Source organism: Hydrogenophaga taeniospiralis CCUG 15921, from assembly GCF_001592305.1.
GTDB classification, from domain to species: Bacteria; Pseudomonadota; Gammaproteobacteria; order Burkholderiales; family Burkholderiaceae_C; genus Hydrogenophaga; species Hydrogenophaga taeniospiralis.
In genome coordinates, this window is the sequence record NZ_BCWR01000004.1 from 51,761 (window position 1) to 69,302 (window position 17,542).

The 17,542-nt window shown below is 68.1% G+C and carries 15 protein-coding genes and 1 other RNA gene; 10 read left to right on the plus strand and 6 right to left on the minus strand.

Features of this window, described 5'->3' with window-relative positions:
- Positions 1 to 77: 77 nt before the first annotated feature.
- Together HTA01S_RS04225 and dapF are read right to left on the minus strand one after the other, a co-directional pair.
- Positions 78 to 764 (minus strand): DUF484 family protein, encoded by a 687-nt coding sequence (locus HTA01S_RS04225; RefSeq protein ID WP_068167350.1) that lies wholly within the window; start codon positions 762 to 764, stop codon positions 78 to 80.
- 44 nt (positions 765 to 808) lie between these two features.
- A complete protein-coding gene (gene dapF, locus HTA01S_RS04230) occupies positions 809 to 1,684 on the minus strand; it encodes a diaminopimelate epimerase (RefSeq protein WP_068167351.1) in 876 nt (291 codons plus the stop codon).
- Between the two features lie 204 nt (positions 1,685 to 1,888).
- Here dapF and HTA01S_RS04235 point away from each other — a divergent pair, with 204 nt between their 5' ends.
- From HTA01S_RS04235 to HTA01S_RS04270, 8 genes are all read left to right on the plus strand, one after another.
- A complete protein-coding gene (locus HTA01S_RS04235) occupies positions 1,889 to 2,899 on the plus strand; it encodes an ABC transporter ATP-binding protein (protein WP_068167352.1) in 1,011 nt (336 codons plus the stop codon).
- Positions 2,900 to 2,969: 70 nt separating this feature from the next.
- A complete protein-coding gene (locus HTA01S_RS04240; protein ID WP_068167353.1) occupies positions 2,970 to 4,259 on the plus strand; it encodes an ABC transporter substrate-binding protein in 1,290 nt (429 codons plus the stop codon).
- A 236-nt stretch (positions 4,260 to 4,495) separates the two neighbouring features.
- Entirely contained in the window at positions 4,496 to 5,419 is a 924-nt protein-coding gene (locus HTA01S_RS04245; RefSeq protein ID WP_068167354.1) for an ABC transporter permease, read from the plus strand.
- 2 nt (positions 5,420 to 5,421) lie between these two features.
- Positions 5,422 to 6,294, plus strand: coding sequence for an ABC transporter permease (locus HTA01S_RS04250; RefSeq protein ID WP_068167355.1), 873 nt, complete (start codon positions 5,422 to 5,424; stop codon positions 6,292 to 6,294).
- Positions 6,291 to 6,980 carry a GntR family transcriptional regulator gene (locus tag HTA01S_RS04255; protein ID WP_068167356.1) on the plus strand — a complete coding sequence of 230 codons (690 nt, stop codon included), beginning with the start codon at positions 6,291 to 6,293 and terminating at the stop codon, positions 6,978 to 6,980. The genes HTA01S_RS04250 and HTA01S_RS04255 overlap by 4 nt, the downstream gene beginning before the upstream one ends.
- Positions 6,977 to 7,717 carry an aspartate/glutamate racemase family protein gene (locus HTA01S_RS04260; RefSeq protein WP_068167357.1) on the plus strand — a complete coding sequence of 247 codons (741 nt, stop codon included), beginning with the start codon at positions 6,977 to 6,979 and terminating at the stop codon, positions 7,715 to 7,717. The genes HTA01S_RS04255 and HTA01S_RS04260 overlap by 4 nt, the downstream gene beginning before the upstream one ends.
- A 216-nt stretch (positions 7,718 to 7,933) precedes the next feature.
- Entirely contained in the window at positions 7,934 to 9,634 is a 1,701-nt protein-coding gene (locus HTA01S_RS04265) for an MBL fold metallo-hydrolase (RefSeq protein ID WP_068167358.1), read from the plus strand.
- Between the two features lie 16 nt (positions 9,635 to 9,650).
- On the plus strand, positions 9,651 to 10,514 hold the full coding sequence (locus HTA01S_RS04270) for a metallophosphoesterase family protein (RefSeq protein ID WP_068167359.1): 864 nt from the start codon (positions 9,651 to 9,653) through the stop codon (positions 10,512 to 10,514).
- 122 nt (positions 10,515 to 10,636) lie between these two features.
- Here the strand turns inward: HTA01S_RS04270 and rnpB are convergent.
- An RNA gene (gene rnpB, locus HTA01S_RS04275) (RNase P RNA component class A) lies at positions 10,637 to 10,996 on the minus strand.
- A gap of 32 nt (positions 10,997 to 11,028) precedes the next feature.
- Complete coding sequence (locus HTA01S_RS04280) at positions 11,029 to 12,414, minus strand: MATE family efflux transporter (protein WP_068167360.1); 1,386 nt, start codon at positions 12,412 to 12,414, stop codon at positions 11,029 to 11,031.
- Between the two features lie 114 nt (positions 12,415 to 12,528).
- On the opposite strand from HTA01S_RS04280, the gene HTA01S_RS04285 reads away from it, so the two are divergent.
- Together HTA01S_RS04285 and HTA01S_RS04290 are read left to right on the plus strand one after the other, a co-directional pair.
- On the plus strand, positions 12,529 to 14,364 hold the full coding sequence (locus HTA01S_RS04285) for an NAD(P)/FAD-dependent oxidoreductase (protein ID WP_068167361.1): 1,836 nt from the start codon (positions 12,529 to 12,531) through the stop codon (positions 14,362 to 14,364).
- A 116-nt stretch (positions 14,365 to 14,480) separates the two neighbouring features.
- Positions 14,481 to 15,155, plus strand: coding sequence for a glycine zipper 2TM domain-containing protein (locus tag HTA01S_RS04290; protein WP_068167362.1), 675 nt, complete (start codon positions 14,481 to 14,483; stop codon positions 15,153 to 15,155).
- A gap of 72 nt (positions 15,156 to 15,227) precedes the next feature.
- Here HTA01S_RS04290 and htpX read toward each other — a convergent pair whose 3' ends face one another.
- Together htpX and HTA01S_RS04300 are read right to left on the minus strand one after the other, a co-directional pair.
- Entirely contained in the window at positions 15,228 to 16,097 is an 870-nt protein-coding gene (gene htpX / locus HTA01S_RS04295) for a protease HtpX (protein ID WP_068167363.1), read from the minus strand.
- Positions 16,098 to 16,155: 58 nt separating this feature from the next.
- Positions 16,156 to 17,541 carry a glutamine synthetase family protein gene (locus tag HTA01S_RS04300; protein ID WP_218017304.1) on the minus strand — a complete coding sequence of 462 codons (1,386 nt, stop codon included), beginning with the start codon at positions 17,539 to 17,541 and terminating at the stop codon, positions 16,156 to 16,158.
- Position 17,542: the final 1 nt, after the last annotated feature.

Below are 17,542 nucleotides of genomic sequence, written 5' to 3' on the forward strand. Positions count from 1 at the left end.
CTATGGCGCGCATTTGCAACGCGGAGTGGGTGCGTTTTGGCGTGGTGAGCGGGCATGATCGAAAGACTCTCAGTCTCTCAGAACTCGGGGCGCAGCCGCGAGAGCGCGGCGCTGGTGAGCTCACCGATGCGCTCCAGGAAGCTGGTGCCCATGTCGGCCGCGAAACGCTGTTCGTCGTTCGAGGCCAGCACCAGCAGCCCAAAGGCCTGGGGCTCGGCCACGCTGCGCAGGGGAATCAGCGCCAGCGAGGCCACGGCCTTGGGGTCGTCCAGCCACTGCGCGGCCTCCAGCCCGGGATTGCCCCCGCAGTAGGGCAGCGTGAGCGAGGCGGCAAACGCCATCACATCCTCGCTGGCGCCCTGGGCGTAGGGCTCGCCGGCAAACTCGGGCGACACCCCCCAGACCTTGACGGCCACCTGCGGCACCTGGAACTGCGAGGCGATCTCGCGCACCACGACCCAGGGCAGCTCGCGCGGGTCGCGCGTGAGCAGCAGTTCGGTGGTCCAGCGTTGCAGCTTATCGGCAATGGCCGAGTTTTCATTGCCGTGGCGGATCATCTCGACCGCCTTCTGCTCCAGGCCCTTGATCTTGTCGCGCAGCAACTCGGCCTGGCGCTCCTGCAGGCTCACCGCGCGGCTGCCGTGCGGGCTGGTCAGTTGCACCGTGCCCAGCAGGCTGGCGTGGCGCACGAAGAAGTCGGGGGTGTTGGCCAGGTAGTTGGCGATGTCGTCTTCAGTGATCGGAGGAATGGTGTTCGGGGTCATGGTCGGGCGGAAAAGGAGGCAGGCCAGGCGCGAAAAGCGCGCGATCAGTCGAGGTCGGGCACGTCGATCTCGCCCTCGAACACGGTGGTGGCCGGGCCGGTCATGAAAACCGGGGCGTCGTGGGCCGGCGTGTCGACCCATTCGATGGTGAGCACGCCGCCGTGCGTGTGCACGTCGACCTTCGCATCCAGCAGGCCCAGGCGGATGCCGGTCACCACGGCGGCGCAGGCGCCGGTGCCGCAGGCCAGCGTCTCGCCGGCGCCGCGCTCGTACACGCGCAGGCGCACCTGGCCGCGGTTGACGATCTGCAGAAAGCCGGCGTTGACGCGCGCGGGGAAGCGCGGGTGCCATTCAATCTGCGGGCCTTGGACCAGGACCGGGGCGGTGTCCACGTTGTCCACCAGCTGCACGGCGTGCGGGTTGCCCATGGACAGCACACAGACCAGCGCCTCATCGCCGTCCGGCAAGGCCAGCGGCCAGCGCTCGACATTGCCCATCGTCGTTGAGACCAGGCCGCTCGCGTCGAACGGCACGCGCTCCAGCGCGAACACGGGCGCACCCATGTCCACGGTGACGCGGCCGTCGTGATTCAGCGCCAGGCTGATCTCGCCCTGCTTCACCTTCACGCGCACCGGGTTGAGGGTGGTCAGCCCCTTGTCGTGCACGTAGCGCACGAAGCAGCGTGCGCCGTTGCCGCAGTGCTCGACCTCGCCGCCGTCGGCGTTGTGGATCAGGTATTCAAAGTCCAGCCCGGGCCCGGGCGAGGGCCGCACGCTCAGGATCTGGTCGGCACCGACGCCGAAGTGGCGGTCGGCCAGCCAGCGGTACTGCGCATGGCTGAGCCCCAGGGGGCCGCGTGTCTCGTCGAGCACGACGAAATCGTTGCCCGCGCCCTGCATTTTGGTGAAGCGGATGTGCATGGGCGGAATTATCCGCCCATCAAGCCGCCCGGCGGCGCGTGGGCCGCGCACCGTGGCGCGCCTCACGGCGGTGCGCGCGCACCGGCGCGGCCCATAGACGGCTCCGCGACACCGCTTTGCGCACAAGAAGCGTGCCATTTTGTACACAATCTTGTGCGCATTGCGTACAAAAAGCCTGGCACGCCTCGTGCATCACGGTGCGGCATGGACGCTTCCTCCCCCACGCCCGCCGCCATCGAACTGATCGCCCTCACCAAACGCTACGCCCAGGGCAGCGTGGCGGTGGACGGCATCGACCTGCGCATCGCCGCCAGCAGCTACTGCTGCCTGCTGGGCCCCTCGGGCTGCGGCAAGAGCACCACGCTGCGCATGATCGCCGGCCACGAGAGCACCACCAGCGGCGACATCCTGCTGGAGAACCGCAACATCACCGGCCTGCCCGCCGCCGCGCGCGGCACGGCCATGATGTTCCAGAGCTTCGCGCTGTTTCCGCACCTTTCGGCGCTGGACAACGTGGCCTTCAGCCTGAAGATGAAGGGCGTGGACAAGGTCGAGCGCCACGGCCAGGCTCAGAACCTTCTGGAGCGCGTGGCCATGGGCCACCTCAGCGCGCGCAAACCGGGCGAGCTCTCCGGCGGCCAGCAGCAGCGCGTGGCGCTGGCGCGCGCGCTCATCACCCAGCCGCGCGTGCTGCTGCTCGACGAGCCGCTCTCCGCGCTCGACCCCTTCCTGCGCATCCAGATGCGTGCCGAACTGCGCCACTGGCAGCGCGAGCTCGGCCTGACCTTCATCCATGTCACCCATTCGCAGGAAGAGGCGATGGCCCTGGCCGACACCATGGTGGTGATGAACCACGGCCGCATCGAACAGGTCGGCTCGCCGCACGAGGTCTACAACCGCCCAGCCAGCGAGTTCGTGGCGCGCTTCATGGGTGGCCACAACGTGCTGGACACCACCGTGGGCAAGGTCGCCGTGCGCAACGACCACATCCGCCTCGCACCGGTCGAAGGTGCGGGCTGGCCCGCCACCGTGAGCGATGTCGAGTACCAGGGCAGCTACGTGCTGCTGGGCCTGCAGCTGGATCAGGCCGAAGCCAGCGACAAGGTGTCGGTGATGTTGTCCGAGGCCGATTTCGTGCAGACCCCCTACCACCCGGGCGACCGCGTCGGCCTGACCTGGGCACCCGAACAGGCCCACAGCTTCGGCGCTGCCTGACGGCCCGCCACCCACACCAACGTTCCCGCATCCCTTTCCCCGTTCCAACCCCAGCCACAGGAGCTTCACCATGTCCGATCCGATCGATCCCATTTCCGCCACGCCCGCCACGGGCCTCTCGCGCCGCAGCCTGCTGCAGGGCACCGCCGGCATGGCCGGCATCCTGGCCAGCGGCATCTCGCCGGCCATCGCCCAGGAAAAGATCACCCTGCGCTACCTGGGCACCGCGGTGAACCAGGACAAGACCATCGCCGAGAAGTTCGAGAAGGACACCGGCATCAAGATCCAGTACGTGGCCGTGACCACGGACGACGTGACCAAACGCGCCGTCACCGCGCCCAACAGCTTCGACCTGATCGACACCGAATACTTCTCGCTCAAGAAGATCGTGCCCACCGGCAACTTGAAGGGCATCGACGTCAAGAAGATCAAGAACGCCGACAAGATCACCCCGCTGTTCACCACCGGCACCGTGGCCGGCAAGGCCGTGGGCGACCAGGGCACGGCGCCCAAGAAGGTGATCTTCCTCGAAGGCGAAAAGAGCAAGGTGTTCGCCAAATCGCCGACGCAGTTCATGTCGCTCATCCCGACGGTCTACAACGCCGACACGCTGGGCATCCGCCCCGACCTGATCAAGCGCCCCATCAACTCCTGGGCCGAACTGCTGAACCCCGAGTTCAAGGGCAAGACCGCGATCCTGAACATCCCCTCGATCGGCATCATGGACGCGGCCATGGTGGTCGAAGCCATGGGCCTCTACAAGTACCCCGACAAGGGCAACATGACCAAGGCCGAGATCGACCTCACGATCAAGACCCTGATCGAAGCCAAAAAGGCCGGCCAGTTCCGCGCGCTGTGGAAAGACTTCAACGAGTCGGTGAATCTGATGGCCTCGGGCGAAGTGGTGATCCAGTCGATGTGGAGCCCGGCCGTGACCGCCGTGCGCACCAAGGGCATCGCCTGCAACTTTCAGCCGCTGAAAGAGGGATACCGCGCCTGGGCCGCCGGCTTCGGCCTGCCCGCCACGCTGTCGGGCCGCAAGCTCGACGGTGCCTACGAGTTCATCAACTGGTTCCTCGACGGCTGGGCCGGCGCCTACCTCAACCGCCAGGGCTACTACAGCGCCGTGCTCGACACCGCCAAATCCAAGATGGAAGCCTACGAATGGGCCTACTGGATGGAAGGCAAGGCCGCCACCCAGGACATCAAGAGCCCGAATGGCGACGTGCTGGCCAAGGCCGGTGCGGTGCGCGACGGCGGCAGCTACGAGGCGCGCATGGGTGGCATCGCCTGCTGGAACGCGGTGATGGATGAGAACGAGTACATGGTGAGGAAATGGAACGAGTTCGTGGCCGCGTAAGCGGCCACGAACTCGCCCCCCGCGCCGCCTGCGGCGTGCCTTGCAGGCCGCGTCATCGCCAGAGGCGATGACCCTTCGTCCCGTCCAAGCCTGCGCAGGCAGGCTCGGAGCCGCGGTCCTCAGCCCCCCACAGGGGGGCGCCACTGGCGGCCCGGCAAAGCCTGGAGGGGGCTTCGCTGCGCTCGCCGTGTTGCTTCGCCCTCCGTCTTCCGCTCTTCATCTGATTTTTTGAACCCATGAGCAGCACATCCACCGCCACCGCCGGTCCTGTCGCCGACAGCCCGAACCGCACGCTGCACGCCTGGTGGCAGGCGGCGCCGTTCACGCTGGTGTTTGTGCTGTTCTTCCTGATCCCGCTGGGCCTAGTGCTGATGGTCAGCTTCTGGGATTTCAACGAGTACGAGCTGCTGCCGGCGTTCACGCTGCGCAATTACTTCGCCATCTTCGAAGGCTGCTCCACGCTCACCGAACACGGTGATTTCTGTGTTTCGCTGTCCACCTACCTGTCCACGCTCAAGTTCAGTTTCTTGGTCTGGCTGATCACCCTGGTGCTGGGTTTTGCGGTGGCGTATTTCCTGGCGTTTCACGTGCGGTCCTCGGGCATGCAGACGGCTCTCTTCATCCTGTGCACCGTGCCGTTCTGGACGTCGAACGTGATCCGCATGATTTCCTGGGTGCCGCTGCTCGGGCGCAATGGCCTGGTCAACCAGACGCTGCAGGGCCTGGGCCTGATCGAGACGCCGATCGAGTGGCTGCTGTTCTCCGACTTTTCGGTGGTGCTGGCCTTCGTGCACCTCTACACCATGTTCATGATCGTGCCCATCTTCAACAGCATGATGCGCATCGACCGCAGCCTGCTCGAAGCCGCCAGCGACGCCGGCGCCAGCGCCTGGCAGACGCTGTGGAACGTGATCGTGCCGCTGTGCAAGACCGGCATCATCATCGGCTCGATCTTCGTCATCACCATCGTCATGGGCGACTTCGTGACCATCGGCGTCATGGGCGGGCAACAGATCGCCTCGGTCGGCAAGATCATCCAGGTGCAGACCAGCTACCTGCAGTTCCCGCTGGCCGCGGCCAACGCGGTGATTCTGCTCGCGGTCGTCCTGATGATCATCTGGGGCCTCACGCGGCTCGTGGACATTCGCAAGGAACTCTGAGCATGGCCCATTCCTCCGAATCGCGCGCCCCTGGCTTCTGGCCACTGGCTTTGATCTTCGCGCTCTTCGTGCTGTTCATGTACGGCCCGATGTTCGTGATCTTCGTTCTGAGCTTTCAGGGGCCGGAAGGCGGCCTCACCTTCCCGCTGCGCGGCGTGTCGCTGCACTGGTTCCGTCAACTCGCCGAGGGACTGGGCACAGTGGACATCGGTGCGGCGTTCCTGCGCTCGCTGACGCTGGGCGGTATCGTCATGCTACTGACCGTGCTGCTCTCGGTGCTGGCAGGGCTGGCGTTCCGCAAGAAGTTGAGCGGCGGCAACGTGCTGTTCTACGTCACCGTGGCCAGCCTGATCATGCCGTCCATCATCGTGTCGCTGGGCATCGGCCTGCAGTTCCGCCTACTCGACGGCGCGCTCAAGTGGCTGCTCGAAGCGGTGGGCGCGACCACGACGCTGGAGGAATATGGCACGGCGCTGGGCCTGTTCACCTCGGCCCTGGGCGCGCACCTCACCTGGACCCTGCCGTTTGGCCTGCTGATCATGTTCGCGGTGTTCAACCGCTTCAACCCGGCCTACGAGGAAGCCGCGCGCGACCTCGGCGCCACGCCCTGGCAGACCTTCCGCCACGTGGTGCTGCCGCTGATCGGACCCTCGGTGGTCGGCATCGGCATGTTCGGCTTCACGCTCAGTTGGGACGAGATCGCCCGCACCTCGCAGGCCATTGGCGACGTCAACACCCTGCCGCTGGAGCTGCAGGGCCTCACCTCCACCGTCACCACCCCGGCCATCTACGCGCTCGGCACCGTGACCACCGTGGTGTCTTTCGCGGTGATCGGCATCACCGTGGGCCTGGCCATGCTGCTGAGGAAGCGATGACATCACTGTCCGATCAAGACATCTACGAGCGCATGATCTCGGCCATCCTCGACCACCGGCTGCCGCCCGGCACCAAGCTGGTGGAGGACCGGCTGGCCGAGGCCTTCGGTGTCTCGCGCACGCGTATCCGCCCGGTGCTGGTGCGGCTCGCCAACGAGCAGGTGGTCACGCTCACGCCCAACCGCGGCGCCTCCATCGCCCAGCCCAGCGAACAGGAGGCGCGCGAGGTGTTCGAGGTGCGGTGCATGATCGAACCCACGCTGGTGGAGCGCTTCATCGCCTCGGCCACCACGGCCGACATCCAGACCCTCACCCGCTGCATCCGCGACGAAGAGGCGGCACGGGCCGCAGGCGACATGCGCCGCGCGATCCGGCTCTCGGGCGACTTCCACCTGCACATCGCCGACCACGCCGGACACGACACGCTCGGCCGCATCCTGCGCGAACTGGTCTCGCGCACCTCGCTGATCCTCATGACCTACAGCGCGCCGCACCACCAGGCGCGCGAAGACGCCACCGCCTGCGGCTGCCAGGAGCACCGCGCCCTGCTCTCGGCCATCAAGCTGCGCGATGCACGCGAAGCGGCGCGCCTGATGCGCGAGCACCTGGAGCGGCTGGAGTCGCAGTTGAGCTTTTCCGCGACGCCCGAAGCCGCGCCGGATCTGCTGGAACTGTTCGGCTCATGAAGCGCCTATTGGTCATCAACCCCAACACCTCGGAGCGCGTGAGCGCGCTGCTGCAGACCCATGTGCAGGCTGCCGCCGGTTCGCACGTGCAGGTCCGCACCGTGACCGCGCGCTTCGGCGCCCCCTACATCGCCGACGAAGCCAGCTACGCCGTGGCCGCCCACGCCGCGCTCGACGCCTGGGCCGCCGCACTGGCCAGCCCCGAACCCCCACCCGACACGGTGCTGATCGGCTGCTTCGGCGACCCGGGCCTGATGGCCTTGCGCGAGTCCAGCCCGGCGCCGGTCACCGGCCTCGCCGAAGCGGCCTTCATCGAAGCAGCCCGCCACGGCCGCTACGCCATCGTCACCGGCGGAGAGCGCTGGGGCCCGATGCTGCAGCGGCTGGCGCAGGCGCTGGGCCAGGCGCAACAGCTCGCCGGCATCCACACCGTGGTGCCCACGGGCGCCCAGCTGGCCGCCGATCCGGCCGCCGCCCACCGCCTGCTGGCCCAGGCCTGCCGCGACGCGGCCCACCAGCTTGGCGTGCAGGCGGTCATCCTGGGTGGCGCGGGCCTGGCCGGCATGGCCGCGGCGGTGCAGGCCGACGTACCGGTGCCGGTGATCGACAGCGTGACCGCCGGCACCCACTGGGCGCTGCGCACGCCGCCGCTGCCGCCGGCCCGGCGCACGGCGGGCTTCGATATGGCGTGGCAGGGCCTGTCGCCCGAAATGATCGCCCTCGGGCCCACCTCGTAAGGCAACGCTGAATAAGTCCCCGTGGATGCGGGCGCCTGCAGTCGGGATGGGCTGCAAGGCGCAAAACGCAGACGGGCCGGGCGGCCCAGCGAGGCTTTGCAACGCCGCAGACCGCCCGAGAGCAGGATGCCCGCGCCACGAGGGACTTGTTCAGCGTTGCCTAGCCCCAAGACCCCGGCGACAGCGACGGACTGGCGGTCGCAGCACAATGTGCGGATGGTCCGCTCATCCCAACTCCTGCACCCCGTCCGCACGCCCGCTGCCCTGCGCCCCGCCGCCACCGTGCTGCTGCTGCGCGACAGCGTCGACCCCGCCAACCCGGGCGTCGAAGTGCTGATGACACGCCGCTCCATGACGGCGAGCTTCGCGCCCGGCGCCTACGTGTTCCCCGGCGGTGGCATCGACGCTGCCGACGCGCAATCGCACGGCCAGTCCACCCGCCGCGCGACACAAAGCGACCTGCACCTGACGCAGGCCATCGCCGCCATCCGCGAGAGCTTTGAAGAACTCGGCATCCTGCTCGCCCGGCGCGCCGACGGTTCGCACCTGGGTACCGCGCAGATCGCGGCGCTCGACCGCCAGGCCCCGTTCGCCGCCCAATGCGCGGCGCAGGGCCTCACGCTCGCGGGCGCCGAGGTCTTCGTGCTCGCCCACTGGATCACCGACCGCGACCTGCCGCGCCGCTTCGACGTGCCCTTTCTCGTCGCGCGCATGCCCGAAGGCCAGGAGCCGGTGGCCGACGAAACCGAGCAGTTCGAGCCGGTCTGGGTGCGCCCAGCCGACGCACTGGCACGCCACGCGGCAGGCGGCTTCTTCATCATTTTTCCGACCGTCCGCACGCTGGAGCGGCTGCAGGCGTACGAAACCGTGGACGATGTTCTGAAAGCCTGTGCGGTCAACGATGAACCGCTGTTCACCAGTTGCCCGCGCGCCGGGCTGCTGAACGGCCACGAGTCGCGCCACATGGAACACGACGGCCCGTTTGGCGAGCTGGCCCTGGTCAGCCCCCACGGCCAGATCGTGCACGAGCTGGCCTGGCAGACCGGGCGCCCGGTGCCGCTGCTCAAGAACGTGCAACGGCTCACCGCGCCCAACCCCGGCTTCATGACCGGCCCGGGCACCAACAGCTACCTGGTGGGCGACCCGGTGAGCGGCCACATCGCCATCGACCCCGGACCGGACATTCCTGAACACATTGAGCGCCTGTGGCGCGCCGCGGGCGGCGACATCCGCGCCATCGTCTGCACCCACTCGCACCCCGACCATTCACCGGGCGCCGCGCGGCTGCAAGCCTTGTGCGCGGAGAAACCGCCCATCCTCGGCCTGCCCAGCGCGCCCACCTCGCGCGAGAACAGCCGCTTCACGCCCGAACGCGCGCTGGCCGATGGCGAACGCCTCGTCTTGCAGGGTCAGGACGGCGCCACACACACGCTGCAGGTGGTCCACACCCCCGGCCACGCGGCCAACCACCTCTGCCTGCTGCTCGAAGAAGACGGCCTGCTGTTCAGCGGCGACCACATCCTCAACGGCAGCACCACCGTGATCGACCCACCCGACGGCCACATGGGCGACTACCTCGACTCGTTGGACAAGCTGGACCGGCTGTGCGAGGCACATGGCGTTGACTTCATCCTGCCGGCGCACGGTTACGTGCTGGGCGACCTGAAGCGAACCGCGGACAACCCGAGTGCACCGGAACACGGCGGCGCCCGCGCAGCGATTGCGCATCTGAAAGCCCACCGTCTCGCGCGCGAAGCCAAGGTGGCGCGCGCCATGCAACACCAACCCGAGGGCACGATGGACGACTGGGTGAAGCTCGCCTACGACGACGTGCCCGAACGCCTGTGGCCGGTGGCCAAACGCTCGCTGCTGGCCCACGTGGAGCGCCTCCAGAGCCTGGGCGGTTTCAATCTCTGAAGCAACGGGAGGACGTATGCGCCTGGCACTGGTATCCGACATCCACGGCAATCTGGCCGCCCTGGAGGCCGTCATGCAAGACATCGAACGCCGCCAGGTGCACCAGGTCGTCAACCTGGGCGACACCCTCAGCGGCCCTTTGCTGCCGGTGGAGACCGCTCAGCGCCTGCGCCGCCCGGCCGTTCCGAAGGCGCTCAGCCCCGCAGTGCGAAGCACGGAGGGTAGCCCAGTGAGCACCCTGCCCTGGCTGCACGTCGCGGGCAACCACGAGCGGCAGGTCTTGCGCCTGCCCCTGCCGCGCCAGAGCCCGACGGACGCTTACACCAGCAGCCAGCTGACCGACGCCGACAAGGCCTGGCTGGCCAGCCACGCGGACCCCTGCGACCCCCGGTTGCACCAGGGAGCGATGTGGCCCGACCGACTGGGCAGCGACGTGGCCCTGTGCCACGGCAGCCCGCGCAGCGACATCGAGTATTTGCTGGAAACGCCGGTGGGTGAAGAGGCTCGGCTGGCGACGTCGGCGGACATCGAGGAGCGGCTGGACGGGCGCATTCCGCCGCACATCGGCCTGCTCGTCTGCGGACACACCCATGTGCCCAGATCCGTGAGGCTTGGCCGGGGCCTGTTGATCGTCAACCCGGGCAGCGTGGGCCTGCCCGCCTACGACGACGACCACCCGTACCCACTGTCGAGTTACCACCGCATCGAAAACGGCAGCCCGGACGCGCGTTATGCGGTGGTCGAGAAGCGCAACGGGCGCTGGATCTGTGACCTGATCAGCGTGCCGTACGACCATGAGTCCATGGCCTTGCTGGCCGATCAACGGAACCGCCCCGACTGGGCGTTTGCCCTGCGCACGGGCTACATGCCGCGATGCTGACCCGCCCAGCAGACACGGGAAGGGGCCGCAAACGGGCCAGCCGCCGGGCCGCCCCAAGGCAGGCCCAGCCCCCTCGGGGGGCAGCGACCCGCGCAGCGGCGGAGCGTGGGGGGGAAAAAATAGTGTGAAGCGCGCCGTTACGCCGGATTCTGTGCACCGGGGTTGCCCCCGGTGTGACCGCCATTCATCTGGGCCGATGGTCGCCCAATCGGCTCGGTGCTACCTACCCGCCAGCTCCGCGGAACCACGTCAACGCTGGCCTATTTGGTATTGCTGCGCGTAGAGATTGCCCGTTTCACCCGCACTGAAGCGGCTCGTCTCTGTTGCTCTGATCCTCACCTTAGGGCCCTTCGAGCGAACTCGTCGGGCTTGTCGGTGGAGAGGTGTTACCTCCTACGCTGTCCTGTGCAGTCCGGACGTTCCTCCAGCACTCCCTTTCGGGTTCCCTTGCGGGCTGTGCCAGCGACGGCCTGGCGCGCTTCACGGACGCGATTATCCCGCACTCCACCACGCGTCACACCAGGCGTCGGATCTTCCGGTGGCGCCAGATGCCCCGGTAGTACGCCGTCTGCAGGCCCAGCATGGCCAGATAGGCCACGGGGAACGCGATCCAGATGCCTTCCAGCCCCAGGCGGGCGTTCAGCGCGTAGGCCACCGGCAGCTGCACCCCCAGGATGCAGAACACCGAAATGGCCATGGGCACCAGCACGTCGCCGCTGGCGCGCATGACGCCGCCGATCACGGCCTGGAAGCCGAACACCAGAATGCTCCAGAGCATCAGGTGCAGCAGGTGCTCGGCCTGCGCCAGCACCGGCGCCTGCGTGAGGAACAGGCCCAGCACCGTGTGCGAGAGGGCGTAACCCAGCAGCACCAGGCCGCCGGTGAGCACGGCGTTGAGCCACAGGCCCGTGCCCAGGATCGCGCCCAGGCGCTCGACCCGGCCCGCGCCGATGGTCTGCGCCGCCAGGATGGAGGCCGTGATCGCGATCGAGAGCGCCGGAAACTGCACGTAATTCACGATCTGCGTGACCGCGCCATAGGCCGCGGTGGCCTGCGAACCGTGGCCGTTGACCAGCGCCAGGATCACCAGTTCCGACAACGAGATCACCACCATCTGCAGGCCCGTGGGCAGGCCGATGCGCATCACTTTGCCCACGATGGCGCGGTCCAGCCGCAGGGCCTTGAGCAGCTCGCGGTCGGGCGCCAGCACATGGCCCAGGTGACGCAGGCGCAGCGCCAGGAAAATCAGGGCGGCGGCGGTGGAGACGAAACCGGCCACCGCCGCGCTCTGGATGCCCAGCCGGGGCAGGCCCAGCCAGCCCTGGATGAGCGCCGGCGTCAACACCAGCCCCACGGTGGTGGACAGCAGCAACGCCAGCAGCGGCGAGATGGTGTCGCTCACGCCGCGCAGCAGCTGCGTGAGCAGGATGAACACCAGCAGCAGTGGCATGAAGAGCATCATCATCCGCGCGTAGGCCACGGCGTCGGCCAGCACGTCGGCCGGGGTGCCCAGCGCCACCATGGCCTCGCGTGCGAAGGCGGTGCCCAGCACCGCGGCCACGAGCCCGATGAGCGCGCCCAGCGTGAGGGCGCTGCCGGCGATGGCTTTCGCCTTGTGCGGCTCGCGCGCCCCCCAGGCCTGGCCGATCAGCACCGAGGCGCCCGCGCCCAGCCCAATCACCAGCGAAATGAAGAAAAACACGATGGGAAACATGCCCGAGACCGCCGCCAGCGCGTGGGTGCCGAGCATCTGCCCGATGAAGATGCCGTTGAGCGTGCCCGAAAGGCCCTGCAGGATGTTGGACAGCACCATGGGCGCCAGGAACATCAGGTAGACGCGCCACAGCGCGGGGACCCGTGGTGGCACGGCGGACAGCGAAGAGGATTGAGAAGGAGGCATGGCTTTGTTTTACCCGGATTAAATTATTCTACCCGGGTATATTTACCGACGCAAGCGCGCCGGTGGAACGGCGACAATAACGCCCCCGCTGCTTGATAAACACAAGCCAACGCCATGATCCGCATTGCCGAACTGAAACTGCCCCTGGCCGAGGTGCCGGCCGAACACCGCCGCGCCGCCGACGCGCCCACCGAAACCGACGCCGACCGCGAGCCGCCGCCCCACCCGATCGAGGCCCTGACGCGGCTGGCCGCACAGGCACTGGGTGTGGACACCGCCGCCATCGCCCATCTGCACGTCTTCAAGCGCAGCTTCGACGCCCGCAAGGCCGACCTGCTCGCCGTCTACATCGTGGACCTGAGGCTGGTGGACCCGGCGCAGGAAGCGGCCCTGCTGGCACAACACGACAAGAACCCGCACATCCAGCCCACGCCCGACATGGCCTGGCAGCCACCCGGCCAAGCGCCAGCGGGCTGGCCGACTGACGAAGCCGACCGGCCGGTGGTGGTGGGCCTGGGGCCCTGCGGCCTGTTCACCGCGCTGGCGCTGGCGCAGATGGGCCTCCAGCCCATCGTGCTGGAGCGTGGCAAACCCGTGCGCGAGCGCACCAAGGACACCTGGGGCCTGTGGCGCAAGCACCAGCTCAACCCCGAGAGCAACGTGCAGTACGGCGAGGGCGGCGCCGGCCTGTTCTCCGACGGCAAGCTCTACAGCCAGATCAAGGACCCGCGTTTCCTCGGCCGGAAGGTGATGAACGAATTCGTGGAGGCCGGCGCGCCGCCCGAGATCCTGTACCAGGCCCACCCGCACATCGGAACCTTCAAGCTGGTGAAAGTGGTCGAGGCCATGCGCGACAAGATCGTCGCGCTCGGTGGCGAGATCCGTTTCCAGCACCAGGTCTGCGGCCTCACGCTGGCGCCCGACAGCGACGGCCAACAGCGCATCGCGGCGCTGCGGGTGCGCCGGTTCGACAGCGGCGATACGCTGGAGATGCCGGTGCGGCGCGTGGTGCTGGCCCTGGGCCACAGCTCGCGCGACACCTTCGCCCTGTTGCACGATGCGGGTGTGTTCCTCGAAGCCAAGCCGTTTTCGGTCGGTTTCCGCATCGAACACCCGCAAAGCGTGATCGACCGTGCGCGCTGGGGCCGCCACGCCGGCCACCCGCTGCTGGGCGCGGCCGACTACAAGCTGGTGCACCACGCCCAGAACGGCCGCGCGGTCTACAGCTTCTGCATGTGCCCGGGCGGCACCGTGGTGGCGGCCACCTCCGAGCCGGGCCGCGTGGTCACCAACGGCATGAGCCAGTATTCGCGCAACGAGCGCAACGCCAACGCGGGCCTGGTGGTGGGCATCGAGCCGGCCGACTTTCCACAGCAGTTCCCGCAAGACACCCCGCAGTGGACCGCCGCCTTCGGCGACGCCGACGGCACACGCTACGCCGAGCAGGCCCAGGCGCTGGCGGCGCGGGGCCAGACGCATCCGCTGGCCGGCATCGTGCTGCAGCGCCAGCTCGAGGCCCGGGCCTACGAACTGGGTGGCGCCACCTACGACGCGCCCGGCCAGCTGGTGGGCGACTTCGTGACGCAGCGGCCGTCCACCGCATGGGGCGGCGTGCAGCCCTCGTACAAGCCGGGCGTGAAGCTCGGCGACCTCGCCCCCGCCCTTCCCGCCTACGCCATCGAGGCCATGCGCGAAGCCATTCCCGTGTTCGGCCGCAAGATCAAGGGCTACGACATGGCCGACGCCGTGCTCACCGGCGTGGAAACGCGCACCTCGTCACCGCTGCGCATCACGCGCGGCCCCGACCTGCAGAGTCTGAACACGCGCGGCCTGTACCCCGCGGGCGAAGGCGCGGGCTACGCCGGCGGCATCCTCTCAGCCGGGGTGGACGGCCTCAAGGTGGCCGAGGCGCTGGCACGCGATCTGCTCGGCCTGCAGCCGGCCGCCTGAGACCGAAACCGCGGCGGACACCGGTCGTTACAAGTGGCCGGGCAGCTTTACACAGGCCCCAAGTGGGCTTGACACGGGCAACGCACCATGGAGGCACCTCAACACAGGAGCTCTCCATGAAGTCTCTGAACAAGCCCGTCCTGATTCCCGTCCTTGCCGCCCTGATCGGCGTGAGCGCCAGCGGCCTGGCCCAAGCCCGGCAAGAACGGGCCCGCGTGCTCAGCAGCACACCCTTGGTCGAGCGCATCGCCGTGCCGCGCGAGGTCTGCCGCGACGAGACCGTTGTGGTGCCCGGACGCAAGACGGGTGCCGGTGCGGTGATCGGCGGCATCGCCGGTGGCGCCATGGGCAACGCGATCGGTGACGGCAACGGCCGCGCCTTGGCCACCGTGATCGGACTGGTGGGCGGCGCCGTGGTGGGCAACCGCATCGAAGGCCATGGCCAGCCCAGCACGCAGGTGGTGCGCCAGTGCCACACCCAGACCGAGTACCAGAGCCGCACCGTGGGCTACGACGTGGTCTACAAATATGCCGGCGTGAAATACAAGGTGCAGATGCCGGAAGAACCGGGGCGCCATGTGCGGGTGAATGTGACGCCAGCCATGGCCAGCTCGCACCAGCGCTACGACGGATACGGCCGCTATCAACGGCCAGACCTGCAGCCCGTCATGACGCGTGTGGTGAGCGGCTCCCGCGTCTACCAGGCCGAACCGGTCGAGGCGCAGATCGCCTATGAAGAAGACAACCGCCGCCGCATGATGGACGAGCACTGGGACCGCGACTGGCGCTGAAGCGCCTGGGCATCGGACCACAAAAAAGGGCGACCCTCGGGTCGCCCTTTTTTGTGCCTTCAGCACTCAGCTTCAGAGCTTTTGCAGCGCGTCGATGCGCTCTTCCATCGGCGGGTGGGTCGAAAACAGCTTGCCCAGACCACCGGTGATGCCCATGGCCTGCATGGTCTTGGGCAGTTCGCCGGGGGTGAGGCCGCCCAGGCGGGCCAGGGCGTTGATCATGGGCTGCTTGCGGCCCATCAGGCTGGCGGCGCCGGCGTCGGCGCGGAACTCACGCTGGCGGCTGAACCAGGCCACGATGATGGCGGCGAGGAAACCGAGCACGATGTCCATCACGATGGTGGTGACCATGTAGCCGATGCCGGGGCCGGAGTGGCTGTCGCTGCCACGGCGCAGGAAGGCGTCGACGGCGTAACCGATCACGCGGCTGAGGAACACCACGAAGGTGTTCATCACGCCCTGGATCAGCGTCATGGTGACCATGTCGCCATTGGCCACGTGGGCCACCTCGTGGCCGATCACGGCCTCGACTTCTTCCTTGGTCATGTTCTGCAGCAGGCCGGTGGACACGGCCACCAGGGCCGAGTTCTTGAAGGCGCCGGTGGCGAAGGCGTTGGGCGCGCCCTCGTAAATGGCGACCTCGGGCATGCCGATGCCGGCCTTGCTGGCGAAGTTCTGCACCGTGTGCACGATCCAGGCCTCGTCGGCGGTCTGGGGCTGGTTGATGACCCGCGCGCCGGTGCTGAACTTGGCCATGGGCTTGCTGATGAGCAGCGAAATGATGGCGCCGCCAAAACCGATCACCAGCGAGAACCCGGCCAGTGCCGTCATGTTCAACCCGTTGGCCGTGAGGAAACGGTCCACGCCCAGGATGCGGGTGGTGATCAACAGCACCGCCATGACGGCAAAGTTGGTCAGAACGAACAGCAGGATGCGTTTCATGAAGTCTCCGAAGGTAGGAAAAACGGCCAGATCATAGTGAGGGTGAACGGGGTGTATTTCAAGCCTGTGGCAGCAGGTAACGCCGTTCCCAGGCACTGACTTCGTTCAGGTAGTGGTCGTGCTCCAGCGCCTTCACCGCCAGGTAGCCCCGAACGAAGCGTTCGCCCAGCAGGCGCGGCGCGTGCTCACTGTGCGCCATTTGGTCGTGGGCGGTGGAAAAAGTTCGCGGCAGGCCGCGCGCGAGGTCGTAGCCGTTGCCCTGCACCGGCTCGCTGGGCGGCAGGCGCTCATCAATCCCCGCCAGCCCGGCGGCCAGCGTGGCGGCCATGGCCAGGTAGGGGTTGGCGTCGGCACCGGCGAGGCGGTTTTCTACCCGGCGGGCCGCGGGCGGGCTGTCGGGCACCCGCAGGCCGGTGGTGCGGTTGTCGTGGCCCCAGGCCACGTTGATCGGCGCCTGGCTGCCCGCCACGTAGCGGCGGTAGGAATTGACCGACGGCGCGTAGACCAGCGCCAGGTCGGGCGTGTAGGCCTGCAGGCCGCCGAGGTAGTGCAGGAAAGCTTCGCTGGCCGAGCCATCGGCCTGGCTGAAGATGTTGCGGCCCTGCGCGTCCACCACGCTCTGGTGCAGGTGCATGGAGCTGCCGGCCTGGCCGCTGATGGGCTTGGCCATGAAGACGGCGTTCAACCCGTGCTGCAGCGCGATCTCGCGCGCCGCCGTCTTGAACAGAAAGGCCTGGTCGGCCACGGCCACCGGGTCGCCGTGCAGCAGGTTGATCTCGTACTGGCTCTGGCCCACCTCGTGCAGCCAGGTGTCGGCGCGGATCCCCAGGCCGTCGATGGCGGCGTGCAAGGCGTCCCAGAACGGCGCCAGCTCGTTGAGCAGGTTCATGCTGAAGGCCGACTGCCCCACTTCGGGACGGCCGCCCCGGCCCACCGGATAGGCCAGCGGCTGGGCCGGGTCGGTCATCGCCGCGGTCAGGTAGAACTCGATCTCGGGCGCGATCACCGGCGTGAGGCCGCGCGCCCGGTACCGCGCCACCACCTGCTTGAGCACCGAGCGCGGTGCGAACTCGCACAGACTGCCGTCGAGCTCAAAGCAGTCGTGCACCGCCAGATAACGCGGCACGCTGGCCCAGGGCGTGGGCTTGAGCGTGGCCAGATCCGGGACGAGGCGCACGTCCGGGTCGCTGTCCGGGAAGATCGGGTCGTAGCTGTACTCGCCCGTCACGCACTGCATGGGGATGGCCTGGCAGATGCGCAGTTCGCCGCCCGCCGCGAAGCTGGCCGCGGGCATGAGCTTGCCGCGCGGGTAGCCGGTGACGTCGGCGAACAGGCACTCCACGTCGCGCACACCGGCGGCCTTGAAATGCGCGGCGAGCTGGGCGCGGTCGGCGTCCTGCGACAGGTTCAGGTGGGACCACGAGGGCGAGGCGGGCAAGGTCATG